Here is a 14,783-nt window from a genome sequence, read left to right as displayed (position 1 = left end):
TATGCCAGAGTCATTTAAGTGGCTCTGCGTAAGTCGTTAAGGAGAAAGTATGATCCGTCCAGATGAATTACAGTACCTCAATGGATTTGGTAACGAGTTTGAGACTGAAGCTAAAGAGGGGGCGCTGCCCATAGGACAGTTTAACCCGCAGAAAGTCGCTTTTGGATTATATGCAGAGCAGTTTAGTACGACTGCATTTACCATGGCTCGTGATAAAAATCGTCGTACGTGGTTTTACCGTATTCGCCCGTCTGCGGCGCAAAGCGATTATCGTCCATTTCCTCAAGGTTTGATGCGCAGTGGGCCTATCACTGAGGTGCCATCACCTCCAAACTTGCTTCGCTGGGATCCGCTCCCAATGCCTGAAGAACCTACTGACTTTGTGAGTTCGTTAGTCACGCTTGCCGCGAACGGCAGTGTTGGCGTGCAAGGTGTAGGTGTGCATGTATATGCTGCTAATCAATCCATGCAGAACCGTTATTTCTATAACGCAGATGGCGAATTACTTATTGTGCCACAGCAAGGGGCGCTGCTATTGCATACTGAAAGCGGCATTTTACACATAGCACCGGGCGAGATTTGCGTTATTCCCCGAGGCGTAAAGTTTCGTGTGGATCTTCCTGATGGCACAGCGCGAGGCTATATCGCAGAGAATTATGGTGCGCCAATGATACTGCCTGAGCGAGGCCCAGTGGGCTCAAATGGATTTGCTAATGAGCGGGATTTTCAAGCCCCCGTTGCGGCCTACGAAGACATAGACGGTGATTTTGAATTGGTGTGTAAATTCAACGGTGGCATGTTTGTTTGTGACTTAGATCATTCCCCCCTAGATGTTGTTGCATGGGTAGGCACGTCGTATCCGTATAAATATGATTTATCGCGCTTTAATACCATGAACACCGTGAGTTTCGATCACCCTGATCCCTCTATTTTTACCGTGTTAACCTCACAAACCGATACCGAGGGAACCGCTAATTTAGACTTCGTTATATTTCCGCCTCGCTGGATGGTAGCTGAAAACACCTTTAGACCGCCTTGGTATCACAGAAACTTAATGAGTGAGTTTATGGGCTTAATTGAAGGAGTGTATGACGCCAAAGAGCACGGATTTATGCCAGGTGGGGCAAGTTTACATAACTGTATGACACCCCATGGGCCCGAAGCCGCGGTATTTGAGCAGGCCTCAAACGCAGATTTAAAGCCGCAACGTTATGAAGATACGATGGCCTTTATGTTTGAGTCACGTTTTATCTTCGAACCAACTGAATTTGCATTGCAAAGTACTACGCGCCAGCGCGAGTACCATGCGTGCTATAGCAATTTGAAAAACTATTTTAGAGAGCAAAAATAAAAGGTGAAAATTATGTATTCGATCAATGAAACTCACGATATCCACCTTTCTAGCTGGGTGACATCTGCCAATCAACAAGGCTGCGATTTTGGTATTCAGAATTTACCGTTTGCCATTTTTAGACGAAAGCAAAGCGATGAAGTATTCAGAGGCGGCGTGGCGATCGGTGATAAAATTGTCGATCTAAAAAAGCTCAGTGAAGCGCACGTATTGACTGATTTGGCGCAAAAAGGCGCTGTAGCCTGTGCTAATTCGACGCTGAATGAGTTTATGGCTATGGGCAAAGAAGCTTGGGGCGCTTTGCGCCTGGCATTATCTAAAGCGTTAACAAAGGGCTCGAAACTTGAGTCTGCATTAAAAAACTGCCTAGTTGAACAGGCGGATGCCGAATACAATTTACCCTGTACGATTGGTGACTACACCGACTTCTATACCTCTATTCATCACGCTACCAGTGTAGGAAAGCTGTTCCGCCCAGATAACCCCTTGTTACCCAATTATAAGTGGATCCCAATTGGGTACCACGGGCGCGCCTCATCTATTGGCGTCTCAGGGCAAAACTTTCATCGTCCGGTATCACAAACCAAAGCCCCTGATGCTGAGCAACCCAGTGTTGGCCCATGTAAGCGATTAGATCATGAATTAGAGCTGGGCATTTTTATGGGCTCGGGAAATGAATTGGGGCAATCGGTACCCATTGAGGAAGCCGAAGCACACATATTTGGTATTTGCTTGTTTAACGATTGGTCAGCACGAGATATCCAAGCGTGGGAGTACCAACCCTTAGGGCCGTTCTTGTCTAAAAGCTTTGCTTCCACAATTTCCCCTTGGATTGTCACCATGGAAGCGTTGGCACCCTATCGAGCGGCCTTTAGCCATCCGGCAGATGACCCTCAACCGCTGGCGTATTTGTCTTCGGAACAAAATAGTAGCCAAGGCGCAATTGATATCGACCTTGAAGTGCTTATTCAGACTCAGAAAATGCGTGAAAATGGTCAAGCACCTGAAAGTATTGCCACTTCAAACTTTATACATTCCTACTGGACTGTTGCTCAGCTCGTTGCGCACCATACAGTGAACGGATGTAATTTGCGCCCTGGTGATTTACTTGGCAGCGGTACTCAATCAGGCCCAGAGCCGGGTGAAGGTGGTTCTATGCTTGAGTTGTCAGTTGGGGGGAAAAAGACCCTGACCCTAAGTAACGGTGAGACTCGAACTTTCATTGAAGACGGAGATTCAATCTTTATTCGTGGTTGGTGTGCTAACGAAAACGCTGCTCGCATCGGTTTTGGTGAAGTTGTGAGCACGGTTTTACCCGCTCGTTAATATGGCACTGCCTTAGGGAGTTTGTATGAAGTTATTTGGTTATTTTCGCTCTTCTGCCGCCTATCGTGTGCGTATAGCGCTTAATTTGAAAGGCATTAAGTATGAGCATGTTGGGGTCAATTTAATAAAAGCAGAACAACGAAGTGAGGCGAATTTGGCCCGAAATTCCCAGGGGCTGGTGCCAACATTACAAACTCCCAAAGGGCAGTTCATCACGCAGTCTACTGCCATTCTTGAATGGCTCGAAGAGGTATACCCAGCGATTGCATTGTACCCTGAGGATGCAATGCAAAGGGCCGAGGTACGAGCTTTGGCGAATACCATTGCCTGTGATGTTCACCCGCTGAATAACTTGCGGGTGCTCAATTATCTGACAGAAAATCTAAATGTTGATAATGATGCCAAGATAACTTGGTATCAGCACTGGATAGACCTAGGGTTTACCAGTATAGAGAAAAGTTTAGGGCAAAATGGATATAGCTTTGGCGATGACGTCACTATGGCTGACGTGTACCTGATCCCTCAGGTTTACAACGCATTACGATTTAAACAACCCATGAGCGACTTTCCAAATATTATGGCGGTTTACGCTAAGTGCAATGAAATACAGGCGTTTAAGGACGCTGCACCAGAAATGCAACCCGATGCTTAGCGTTTTCTCAATATAGACTTGGAGTAGGCAGTCGATTCTGAGGGGTAAGTCTCGTCACTCAAATTTATAACCTACTCCGTAAACCGCTGATATGGGGTGGAGTTGAGCGTCAATTTGATTGATTTTTTTGCGTATATTTTTGATATGAGTGTCTATATTGCGGTCCGATGTTTCGACAGCGTCAGAATAGACTGCGTTGATAATGTCTTCGCGGCTAAATACTCGCCCAATCTGGTTAAGAAAGAGCGAAAATATTTTAAATTCTACAGCAGTAAAGCCAAGGTTTTTTCCTTGAAGTAAAGCAACATAACTGTTTTTATTCAGTTCAAAATCTAAATAATGCGCAACAGTTCGTTTAGGCGAGTTGACGCGCTTTAAAACGGCTTTCATTCGGGCAATCACCTCTTTTGGGCTAAAAGGCTTACAGATGTAATCATCAGCACCAAGCTCTAAACCGAGGAGGCGGTCTGCTTCTTCACTTTTTGCGGTTAACATAATAATGGGAACATCTGAAATGGCTCTAATCTGTTGACATAATTCAATTCCATTTATCTCAGGCAGCATGACATCGAGCAAGATTAAATCTACCGTGTTCAGTTTTACGAACTCAACGACGCCGTTTCCGTTATCAAAGTGCTTGGTGTTAAAGCCTTGCTGGAGACTATAGGCGATAAGCACTTCAGCAATATTATGTTCATCTTCAACAATTAGTATATTAGGTTCAGTCATTGTTATGCCTCCGCCAGCGGTAATACTACCTTTACTTCAAGGCCGCCTAATGGTGAATCATGTAAGGAAATACGCCCACCATGGGCATCGACTATTTGTTTACACAGAGCTAACCCTAGCCCAGAGCCACCTAGTTCTCGATTGCGGGATTTTTCAACTCGAAAGAATCGGTCAAACAATTTCGCGAGATCATCTGCGCAGACGCCAGGGGCTGAGTCCTGAATAAGTAGCTCAACATGGTAATCAACTTTGTTGGCTTTTACGATTAACTGCCCCGGGCTATCGGTGTACCTGCACGTATTTTCTAATAAATTAACGAACAGTTGTTGGAGACGTTCTTTATCGCCAATGATGATACATTTTCCAGCAGCGGTTAATGCACCACGATCTATAGTTAAATTTTGCTGTTCAAAGCGAGAACTGTAGCGTTCAAGGCTATGCTCTAGGCTATTGATGACGTCAACTTTGGTAGCGTCATAGGTTAGCGACGCTGTTTCTGTGCGGCTTAGTTGAGCAAGGCCGTCAACAATATGGCTCAAGGTATCCACTTGGCTCAGCAACAAACTAATACGTTTACTATCAGCGACAAATACCCCGTCTTGTACCGCTATTAAGTGGGAGCGCAGTACACTTAGAGGCGTTCTTAGTTCGTGGGATGTATCAGACATCCATTGAAACCGACTTTCTCTGTTTTGCTCTAGCGTTTCGGCTAATGCATTTACATTGTCGGCTAAGGTGGCTAGCTCATCATGTGTCGTTGGCTTAATTCTACTGGCAAAATTACCAACATTTAGCGCTTTTGTGCCGACTATTATTTGTTCAATTGGTTCAATTAAATGCCGCGACAGTAAGATTGCCATAGTGAATGCCAATAAAATTACCATCAAGGTAACCATAAAATAGTTATGAAACTGAGCGCTGATAAATGCTTCGGCTGGACTACTTTGTACTAAATGAGAAGGCATAAAACCTAACCAACCGATAAGCTGACCTTTAAGCAACATGGGCTCTATCTGCTTGTTGTCGTTCAAGTTTTCTTTTCCGACAATCACTTTCTTGTCTTTATTGTACAAACTAATGCGTTGCCCGGTTTTCAGGGAATCTACAGGAAGGTTTATCCACAGCAACGAAGGGGCGGGTGGGGGAGCGTCAGCCCCCACGTGATGACTAGAGTTATCTTTTGTCTCGTCTTGCTGGTGTTCTTGTTTTTTCTGAGGGGCGACGATAGAACGCCACAAAGGGGTATTTTGGGTAATTGGCTGCCAATTCCCCAACTCGGAATACAACTCAGTCAATTGTTGCTTTACGTGAGCGATATGCTTTTTTTCTTCTTGTTCAACGAAGTTATTAAACCCTGTCGCAAAACTCATATATAAAAAAGCGAACATGAGCCCAACTAGGATTAGGTTAGTGATAAAAAATGCGAAAAAGAGTTTATGTATTAACTTCATTGGCCAATTTATTTTTAAGGTAGTTCATTAAACCTTTCGTTTTATCCACAATTTTACAACACTACATGAGCGGTCTCACCCGCGGCGAGTAACCTATATCGTGGTTTGACAACACTAACATGTACATTACCTAAACTTTTAGGAAATGAAATCGCTACCTCTTTTACGTCTGTAATCGCATGCTTTGTTTGCAAGCTTATGTCTGCATTTGTAGAGTATTTTGCACCAACTATATTCACGCTTTCAAAGCTTATGGCTTTCGCATTAATGAGTAAGTGCACCTGTTGCTGAAGGACATTTTCAATAAAGGCGCTTTGTTGGCTGGCATTTAAATTCGTTGGCATAACTTGGTCTGTGTCTCCTAGCAACCAAGCTTGGTCACTTTGCAGGGTAGATACTAAATGTGGGATATCGGTTATAATTTTAAGCTCGACTTGCCCGTCTCTCAGGATAACCTGGGCGCTTGTTTCGTTGAGGGTGTGAGCCCTACTCGTGTTGGTAATTAAGAGCAAGAAGCCACTAAAAATTACCTGCTTTATTGTGGAATTAAGGTTCATATATTTGTCTCTGAGCTTGATGGTTATGGCTGCTCGATGGTTGTTCTACAAATTAACGTATTGACTGTTTCAAGATCGTCACCCCAGATAAACTTCGCGCTCGGGTCCCATTTTATTTCATCGTAACCGTCTTTTGGACCGACTTTAGCGAAGGGGTGTTCTGTGGCATGGGGCCAGCTAGCGTCATCATAGTTATTTTGCAACCAGTCATCTGGTGCTTCTTTAGACATAAAAGTACATACACCTTGGCCAGCGACTGGGTTTGTTTTATTTTCGCAGAGTTTATTTAGTGGCGCTCTATGAAGGACATCGCATTTCCAGCTTTCATCACTTACCGCCACCACTTCGTGATTGTCGGTGTTTGTTATCTGCATGATAAAGCCCCCGTCACCCATTTGCTGATTTTTAGCCCCAATGTATTCAAGGCCCGTATCATTTTGTTTAAAGTCTTTGATGATTAAATTTAAGTGAATTGGGTAGTCTGTCGAAAACTCAATACTTTCAGCATTGAATGAACGCTCTGTGGTAATCGGTACTGAGTCTTCAATGAGTAGTTTGTCGCCAATATACGCGGCGAACCAGTTATCGGCCCAAGCCTCTAGTTTTAAATGATTTTCACCTGAAAATGAAGTGCTAGGCTGATTGACTCGCATAGGCTTACGGTTATTCGGTTGAGCATTTCGACAAAATGTACCGGTTTGTAGAACGCCCCCGTTACTTATCGTTTTCTGGGTAAAATTATAACAGCCGCTCTCATCATTCGAGGGGCTATAGGTTGTGAAATAATGTTTACCTTGATACTCATAACGCATGGTACGACTGCCATCAGGAGCGATTGTGTGAGTCAGATTATCGACCTTTCCCTGAGGTGGTTTTAGTTCTGCTCGTATCCCCTGAGTATCACCGCTTAAAGGTGCAACACGTGGTAACTTGGAAGTATCTACTTCCCCTACTAGGCATTGAATAATATAAGGTGGTGTGGTTGATGTGTGATATCGATAACCAAAAGTTTCGTCTTCTTGACCATTGCATACGTCGAGTTCGCCATTAGCGATATCGCTGCCATCTGGTTTTTGGTTACCATACAGAGGATACCCATCGTATGCCCACCCAATGATGGCGTCACTTTTCTGGTTTTTCATTGTGTTGATCATGCAAGTGGGGGATGCATGGTAATGATAGTCGTCGCCTCTTCCTGCATGCCCACCGCAGTTATCTAGCTGACCAAGAGCGACGGTATCATGTTGCGCATCGTAGTGATTAACGTCTAATTCACCTTGAGAAGAGTAATCGTATATAGGTACCCCATTTACCGCTACACCCAATGCAGCATCGATGGTGGTTTTTGTTTGAGCTTTTTTGGGGGACAACTTTATCGGGGCAGCATAATTTAGCGAAGGGACCGGAATTTGCTCATTAGTGGCCGTTATTCCCGTCATGATTTCGTGGTTTGGGTAGGTGTTTGAGCGAATGTATCCATATTCGCCATCACATGAAACGGATACGCTTTGCTCAAAACCCGCATCACTAACAGAGTGTTTTATTTTTTCACAACGTGATGAGTGTGAGTTGGCATTTTGTTTGGCAGTATTTGCCGGTGCTACCTGAGGGGGATGATTCGGCTTATGCTTTTTGGCTACTTGCTGTAACCTTTTCGATGAGCGCTCAAAGTTGACCGATAACTGAGTTGAACCAAGAGTAATATCTTTTATTGCACCTAACAGGGTTTCCCTATCAACCGTTTCATCGCTCGCAAACTCAATAGGTGACGATAAGGCGTATAGCGTGTAGGTATAACGCTTTTGACCAGGACCTTTAGAACAAGGTGGTGCATATTGGTTTGTGTTATTGACACTGTTAGTGCCGATATCACCAAGTATTTGGCCCTCTTCTATCTGCGTTTTGGCAGCATCAATGTTGTACAGCGTCCAATACCAGTGGACGCCTTCAGGTGCATTGTGATGCATTATTAGCGCATAGGATTTTGTGCCTTTCGGCGCGTTACGCCAATGTAAAGGTGGGCTTACGCTATCCCCGTCACAGGTATAAATTATTGGCATATCCCCGCCATCAACCATAGTTGAACTCTGAAGTACGAAGTCACCCGGATGTGACTGAGGTTGACTTACGCTAGGCTCAACGTCGCAAGCGCTCAAAAAAAATAAGGTGGCCAGAGATAAGTATATAAAGAGAAATTTTTTCATCATAAAAGCTCGTTAATTAATGAATGTGTGGACAATTAATAACGCTAGCTTACCCCCGAAATGTGGGGCAATTATGTAGAGAACTTGATTTTTAAAACATGAAAGTAATAAAGATGAAAAGGAGCTGGATAACTCGCTTGGGTGCACTGAAAGAAATCAGGGGGTAAACGTGAGCAAATTGGGCGAACCTTTCAGGCGTCATTTACCCGCTATATGCGTTCATTATAATGCGGCCTTGTACGTGTTATTAGAAAATGTACAGCAGATATCAGAGAATAAAGGTCAGAGCGCTTAGACCCGTGAAAAGCGCTCGTAACCGAGGGGCGTGAACATTAGGCAAAACGCCGCTTAGTGCTTTAAGTTAAATGTCTTTACTGCCTTTTCTACTACCCATTGTTTGACGCGCAGATCAAAGCGCTTAAAGTGCTCGCTTTGTAAGTGCAGCTCAAATGCTTCAGCGGATGAATAGACTTCGTATAAAAAAATATGATTGTGTTTTTGCGTGCTGGTGCATACATCAAATTGGTGACAATCAGGTTCATCACGCAAAGAGTCATTATCCGAGATTCCATTTTAACCTTGGCCCCAACACTAGGCTATGAAGTGAGTGAACTACGCCTCGACATTGACGTGATTTTGGCGGATATCGCAAGCGGAAAAATAACAGAAGTGTTCGGTTGTAGTACGGCTGCAGTCGTTTCTCCGGTGGGTACTTTGCATTACAAAGAAAAAGACTATGTGATTAATCAGAACCAAACCGGTGACGTGGCTAAGCACCTTTATGACCAATTAACTGGAATTCAATATGGGCGAATAGAAGATACATTTGGCTGGATTGAAACTCTGTGATTTCAACCGTGATATATGAATCGAATTTGAAGGAAAAGCTATGAATACAGAAAATAAAGTCGCTGTCGTTACCGGTGGAGCATCAGGGTTAGGGCGAGCGTCCAGTAGTGAACTTCTGAAGCATGATATTAAGGTTGTCATTCCTGATTTAAATGCAGAACAAGGAGAATAAAGCTCAAGCACTATCTGCGTTTAGTCTGGCCATTCAAATCAACCTCATCGGCAGCTTTAATGTGGCTAGAGTGGCGGCAGAAAAAATGGCACTGAACGCTCCAGACGTTAATGGCGAGCGCGGAGTCATTATCAATACAGCATCTGTTGCCGCTTACGATGGTCAAATGGGGCAAACCGCTTATGCAGCGAGTAAAGGCGGGATTGTCGCCATGACTTTGCCCATGGCACGAGATCTAGCTTCCACTGGTATTAGAGTAAACACGATTGCTCCTGGGATAATGGGGACCCCAATGCTATTGGCTATGCCAGAAAAGGTGCAAAGCGCATTGGTGGAGAATATTCAATTTCCTAAACGAATGGGGCTACCTGAGGAGTTTGCCCACCTTTGTCTTCATATTACACTGAACGCCTATATCAATGGGGAAACCATTCGCTTAGATGGAGGCATACGTATGCCCTCTCGTTAGGGTTGTACAAATGCTCAGTTATCGACTTCTAAGGCAGGTACCATTAAATATGGACGTTTCTAGGAACTGCGTACTGACTGATTAGAGATGGCGTATCAAAATCTTCTACGTTTTCTTTTTTCAAACAATAACTAAAGCCTGTTTTTGGGGGATATTATTAGACAGGCTTCACCTTTTCGTAATCCCAAGTTAGGTAGATGGATGTTGTACGACAGTAAGCAAGGAGCCAATATGGGGATTTAGCTTACAATCATAGTTTGCAATACGAATTTATTCAGTTTTTGAGTGTTACCGAATGGATACTAAACAAAGGGTTCAAGGGCCGTTTCTTGGCGAAAAAGCCGCTAATTCGTCGACTTTGCTCATATCGGCATAAATCTTTCATTCTTCTTGCAGTTTCATTTCCGGATGTTAAATCTATTTGTTAAAGTGACGTCCAGTTTTTGTACTTGTTGTTATTTTTCTATGTTTTTTCGGTAATTTACCGGACATTGGATAGACATCAGGTGCGTTGGTTTTTATTCGTAGGTTAAGGTTGCCCAATGGCAAAAGTGTGTTTTCAGATGAAAGGCACTGCGTTTACTGCAGTGGTGATGGATCTTCAGTCTTACTCAGCAGACTTGTTTCCTGCTCAGCTAAAGCAAAAAATAGACACCGCTCCGCAGTTTTTTAATGCGTCTCCTATGGTGCTAAATTTAGCTTCTTTTGAGGGGCAACTTGAAGATGAGCAGCTCGAGCATGTTGTTGCAGTGTGCCGAGAAGCGGGATTGCAACCTATCGCGTGTCGGGGGGCGCCCACAGAGTTGCGCTATACGATAATGGGCTTGGGTCTTGCATCGCTGCCTGCTGCTAAGTCAAGAAACACTGACATACCTCAAGAGCCAGCTCAGGATGCGCCAGTAAAAGCTGAACAGAAACAACCCGTTGTGGAGCCTGCTTTGGCATTTCGCCCGAGTAAAGTGATCACCAAACCGGTACGCTCAGGTCAGCAGGTGTATGCAGAAGGTTGCGATTTAATTGTGATGGCGGCCGTTAGCGAAGGCGCAGAAGTGTTAGCCGATGGCCATATTCATGTGTACGGGCCGTTGCGGGGACGAGCGCTAGCAGGGGTGAAAGGGGATACTGACGCGAGAGTGTTTTGTCGACAGATGGAAGCAGAGTTGGTGTCTATTGCTGGTTATTTCGTGATGAATGAAAAACTGCGTGAGCTTTGCTGGAAAGAAGCGGCGCATGCATATTTAGACGGTGAATCCATTCAGGTCAGTGCTATTTAGCGCGTGACTAGGTGTATGCATACATCTAGCAACCAAAGGGTTTACTAAAATAGTTAATGAGGGAATGTAGTGGCTAAAATTATTGTAGTAACGTCAGGTAAAGGCGGCGTAGGTAAAACAACGTCAAGCGCAGCGATAGCAACAGGCTTGGCAATGCGTGGTTTTAAAACGGTAGTGATCGACTTTGATGTGGGTTTGCGAAACCTTGATTTGATCATGGGCTGTGAGAGGCGCGTGGTATATGATTTCGTCAATGTGATTAAAAAAGAAGCCACTCTAAATCAAGCACTCATTAAAGATAAGCGCACGCCTGGTCTATTCATATTGCCAGCTTCGCAAACGCGGGATAAAGATGCTTTGTCGATGGAAGGGGTACAAACCGTTTTAGAAGATTTAGCAAAAGATTTTGAATACATTATATGTGACTCTCCTGCTGGTATCGAGCAAGGAGCGCAGATGGCCCTATACTTCGCAGATGAAGCCATTGTGGTGACTAACCCAGAAGTTTCATCGGTACGTGATTCAGATCGCATCATCGGCATTTTACAAAGTAAATCACTTAAAGCAGAGCAGGGCGGTACAGTTAAAGAGCACTTGTTGCTTACCCGCTATAACCCTGAACGTGTTGCCCAAGCAGAAATGCTTAGCGTGGCGGATGTTGAAGATATTCTTGCCGTGCCTTTACTGGGAGTTATCCCTGAGTCTGAAGCGGTATTGAAGGCGTCTAACCAAGGTGCGCCAGTTATTTTGGATCAAGAATCAGAGGCTGGCCAAGCTTACCTTGATGCTGTGTCACGGTTGCTCGGCGAAGAAAAAGAGCACCGTTTCCTTGAAGTGCAGAAAAAAGGATTCTTGAAGCGATTACTAGGAGGTAAATAGTGAGCATTTTTAATTACTTTTTGAAAAAAGAGAAAAAAAGCTCCGCATCACTGGCTAAAGAGCGTTTGCAGATCATTGTGGCCCACGAGCGCAGTAAGCGTCAGCAGCCTGACTACCTGCCGTTGATGCAAAAAGAGATCATGGATGTGATCCGTAAATACGTCAACATCGAAGAAGATCAAGTGACAGTTCAGCTTGATAACAACGATGATTGTTCTGTATTAGAGTTGAATATTACCTTGCCAGAATAGCCCTTTATGGGATTTGCAGGTATTGATAGTGGGGACATAACTAAGCGTGGTGATGATGAATACCACTGGGGTTCCACGCTTACTTCCTATAACTTTTTGCTAGCTCGTTATAAGCTGATGATGGCAAGCATGTCATCGTCGTTTTTACCCATCCTGAGTTCGTTAAAGCCAAAGCTTTGGCAAAAAAACGTTGCCATAGGGGGGCTATGAAAATAGCAAATCTCTTTTTCTTGTTACTCCGATATTAACCTTCTTTCATATAGCTAGGGTGATAGTGAGATTCGAGCAAAGATAAAATATCGTCAGCCATATAACCTAACTGCGCTTCAGGGACGGCTAAATCACGTATTTTTCTAAAAGTTGTCTTTGCTTGCAGGTCTTATATCGATATACATTTCAAGCGTTTTTTCTATGGTCTCCATAACTTGGGTATTAAAATCGTTCGCGCAATTTAGGATGATGACGCACGAAGAGATGAAGCTTTCTGAACGCTTTTAGTGACTACAGCGAATTTGGCCTTTAATACCAATTCCATTAAATTTTCGCTGAGTGGTTAATTATTTAAAGGAATTGGTATAAGTCTTCTGATCATTGCGGGGATTGCTCGGCAGTGGATAATAGGGACGTGTTGTTGCTAGCGACATTTTCGTTGTCTAGTTTAGCACAGAGACTCTGTGAGTGATTGGATTGGGAAGTATGCTTATCCGATACCAATCGAGTGTTGGCGTAAACGAAGGTTGCGCTATTTTGTAGAAAGGTTGATATTGATCAGAATTAAATTAATACACAGTTCAGTCTATTTCGATTTTTCAAATTTACAGACACTATTCTATTCAAGCGAAGAAAAAATGAATCTGTAATATAATGCCATTACAAGATCCAATATTTGATAAATAGTGTGCACAAGGAGGTCAAATGAGTAGTGATATCGCGATATTTGTATCTACAGGTCTAGCCACTACAGTGGGAACGATCGCCGTTATTGTTAACTTACACATTAACCGGCGAAATCGGCGAATCAATAATACATTGCAACTCGCACGGGATTTTGACCAAGACCATACGTTTGTGCAAGCGCGTATGTACATGTGGGAAAAGTTTTTGAATTTGCCAAACAACCACTATAACTGGGAAGATTTGGTTAACGAAATTCAGTTAGAAAACAAAAGTGAAGAGCTAGCTATGATCACTAAGGATGACCTTATAGCGCTAAATCGTGTGGCCGCATTTTATAAAATGATAGCTGGTTTGGTTACAAATAATGAGGTAGATATTCCACTGCTACGGTCATTATTTTGCTACAACTACAATCGCTTTTGGCAACCGGTAAGAGGTAAGTTTGAGGTTTACGCTGATGAAAGCGATAAGGTACTTTTTGTCAGGATTCCTGAATTAGAAAGCGCATATTAAGCTTTTTTTAAGAGATGTTTTTTTGTTTTGTGAGTGTGAAAGGTAGCTCGTCATTCTAGAGCCTAGTATATAAACTTTTGCTGTACATGCATGAATGCGGATTAGGCTCGTTTACACATGATAAAAAATAACAAAGAGGGCGAAGCTTATATTTTTAATATGAGCATCAGGTTTAATTATAGGCTTGATGCTCAGTTTACTAGTCTTACTGGTTTTATACCAATTCCATTAAATAATTGGCCTCTCAGAATTCATCCAGCGGGTTTTGAACAAGACGTCGGTGTGCAGTAATGGTTGTTCCCTTTCAAATACCGAGAACGCAGTGCAAAACCCGCTGGGGAATTCCCTACGGGCGAATTTTAAAAGGACTTACTCTGTGTTGCTCGGACTCGAAAGAGAACCACTATTACTTCATTCAAGCGCCTTGATTAAGTCCTTTTAAATTTTCGCTGAGTGGTTAATTATTTAATGGAATTGGTATTAACGGCGGGTCACATGAGCGATTAGCGCGCTATTGGCATTGTGTAAAACCGATTTACTCGTTCTTTTGACGATCAGCAAAGGTTTTAATGTTGATCTCGGCGACCTTTTCCCATGCTTCGTTTGGTACTAGCACTGACATGGCGTAGTGGGCAATTTTCCATTGGCCGTTGTCATTTATTAGCACACCCGTTCCGCGAAAGCGTCCCCACTTTTTAGAAACGGTGATTTCGTCGAACCAAGCGATGTTTTTTTCTTCCGAGAAGTTGATGTTGCGCTCCACGGATTGATACGTCCAGCCGGTGCCGCCTGCGAAGCGTTCTGCCACGTATTGGTCTAAGGTGGTGGGGCGTGTCCAGCGCTCCCAATCATCCGTGCCCATAAATACGCCGGTATCGGTAAATGAGCCGAGATATTTCTCTAAATCTGCCTGACTGGCAGCTTGATGTAAGCCGTCAAGGACTTGGTTTACCCCTTGAGTTGCCTCAAATTTACTTTCATCGCTGGCCATGACATTCAATGAGCAACTCAGTAGTATTGCCAACATACAATGTGTAGTGCGGGTTCGTAGTGCGTGAAAAAGCATATGTTTCTCCATGTTAAATTGGTTCTTTTCTTATGTCATTGTCTGGCGTTTTTTAAGTGCCAGACAAACTCAGCTATCGGGTAATTGGCAGGTAGCACGCCTAGCGTACTACCTGATCGGCGTTAGTGATAAACGATGTACAC

Annotated in this window: 14 protein-coding genes and 1 pseudogene; 9 read left to right on the top strand and 6 right to left on the bottom strand. The window is 43.7% G+C overall.

Going from position 1 to position 14,783, the window contains the following annotated elements; genetic code table 11:
• Positions 1–49: 49 nt before the first annotated feature.
• From hmgA to maiA, 3 genes are read left to right on the top strand one after another with little or no spacing between them, the layout of a single operon-like run.
• Positions 50–1,351 carry a homogentisate 1,2-dioxygenase gene (hmgA, locus tag FX988_RS08920; protein WP_160179285.1) on the top strand — a complete coding sequence of 434 codons (1,302 nt, stop codon included), beginning with the start codon at positions 50–52 and terminating at the stop codon, positions 1,349–1,351.
• 12 nt (positions 1,352–1,363) lie between these two features.
• Positions 1,364–2,677 (top strand): fumarylacetoacetase, encoded by a 1,314-nt coding sequence (fahA, locus tag FX988_RS08915; protein ID WP_160179284.1) that lies wholly within the window; start codon positions 1,364–1,366, stop codon positions 2,675–2,677.
• Positions 2,678–2,702: 25 nt separating this feature from the next.
• A complete protein-coding gene (gene maiA, locus FX988_RS08910; protein ID WP_160179283.1) occupies positions 2,703–3,329 on the top strand; it encodes a maleylacetoacetate isomerase in 627 nt (208 codons plus the stop codon).
• A 54-nt stretch (positions 3,330–3,383) separates the two neighbouring features.
• On the opposite strand, the gene FX988_RS08905 is transcribed toward maiA, so the two are convergent.
• From FX988_RS08905 to FX988_RS21870, 5 genes are all read right to left on the bottom strand, one after another.
• Positions 3,384–4,058, bottom strand: a complete 675-nt coding sequence (locus tag FX988_RS08905; protein ID WP_160179282.1) for a response regulator — start codon at positions 4,056–4,058, stop codon at positions 3,384–3,386.
• A gap of 2 nt (positions 4,059–4,060) precedes the next feature.
• Positions 4,061–5,446, bottom strand: a complete 1,386-nt coding sequence (locus tag FX988_RS08900) for an ATP-binding protein (RefSeq protein ID WP_254700765.1) — start codon at positions 5,444–5,446, stop codon at positions 4,061–4,063.
• A 116-nt stretch (positions 5,447–5,562) separates the two neighbouring features.
• Positions 5,563–6,066 carry a hypothetical protein gene (locus FX988_RS08895; protein ID WP_254700764.1) on the bottom strand — a complete coding sequence of 168 codons (504 nt, stop codon included), beginning with the start codon at positions 6,064–6,066 and terminating at the stop codon, positions 5,563–5,565.
• A gap of 23 nt (positions 6,067–6,089) precedes the next feature.
• Complete coding sequence (locus FX988_RS08890; RefSeq protein ID WP_254700763.1) at positions 6,090–8,273, bottom strand: YHYH protein; 2,184 nt, start codon at positions 8,271–8,273, stop codon at positions 6,090–6,092.
• A gap of 345 nt (positions 8,274–8,618) precedes the next feature.
• A complete protein-coding gene (locus FX988_RS21870; RefSeq protein ID WP_160179281.1) occupies positions 8,619–8,819 on the bottom strand; it encodes a putative quinol monooxygenase in 201 nt (66 codons plus the stop codon).
• On the opposite strand from FX988_RS21870, the gene FX988_RS08880 reads away from it, so the two are divergent.
• From FX988_RS08880 to FX988_RS08850, 6 genes and pseudogenes are all read left to right on the top strand, one after another.
• Positions 8,757–9,119, top strand: coding sequence for a hypothetical protein (locus FX988_RS08880; protein ID WP_201751683.1), 363 nt, complete (start codon positions 8,757–8,759; stop codon positions 9,117–9,119). The two genes, FX988_RS21870 and FX988_RS08880, sit on opposite strands and share 63 nt — an antisense overlap.
• Before the next feature lie 40 nt (positions 9,120–9,159).
• Positions 9,160–9,760: pseudogene (locus tag FX988_RS08870) on the top strand (SDR family NAD(P)-dependent oxidoreductase).
• A 542-nt stretch (positions 9,761–10,302) separates the two neighbouring features.
• Complete coding sequence (gene minC, locus FX988_RS08865; RefSeq protein WP_160179277.1) at positions 10,303–11,034, top strand: septum site-determining protein MinC; 732 nt, start codon at positions 10,303–10,305, stop codon at positions 11,032–11,034.
• Between the two features lie 69 nt (positions 11,035–11,103).
• Complete coding sequence (minD, locus tag FX988_RS08860) at positions 11,104–11,913, top strand: septum site-determining protein MinD (protein ID WP_160179276.1); 810 nt, start codon at positions 11,104–11,106, stop codon at positions 11,911–11,913.
• Entirely contained in the window at positions 11,913–12,164 is a 252-nt protein-coding gene (minE, locus tag FX988_RS08855; RefSeq protein WP_007984489.1) for a cell division topological specificity factor MinE, read from the top strand. The genes minD and minE overlap by 1 nt, the downstream gene beginning before the upstream one ends.
• A gap of 915 nt (positions 12,165–13,079) precedes the next feature.
• A complete protein-coding gene (locus tag FX988_RS08850; protein WP_160179275.1) occupies positions 13,080–13,574 on the top strand; it encodes a hypothetical protein in 495 nt (164 codons plus the stop codon).
• Positions 13,575–14,109: 535 nt separating this feature from the next.
• Here the strand turns inward: FX988_RS08850 and FX988_RS08845 are convergent.
• Positions 14,110–14,640: a nuclear transport factor 2 family protein gene (locus FX988_RS08845; RefSeq protein ID WP_160179274.1), complete on the bottom strand. Its 531-nt coding sequence runs from the start codon at positions 14,638–14,640 to the stop codon at positions 14,110–14,112.
• Between the last annotated feature and the right edge of the window lie 143 nt (positions 14,641–14,783).

Source organism: Paraglaciecola mesophila, from assembly GCF_009906955.1.
Taxonomy (GTDB): Bacteria; Pseudomonadota; Gammaproteobacteria; order Enterobacterales; family Alteromonadaceae; genus Paraglaciecola; species Paraglaciecola mesophila_A.
This window is presented reverse-complemented; position numbering and strand designations above follow the sequence as displayed.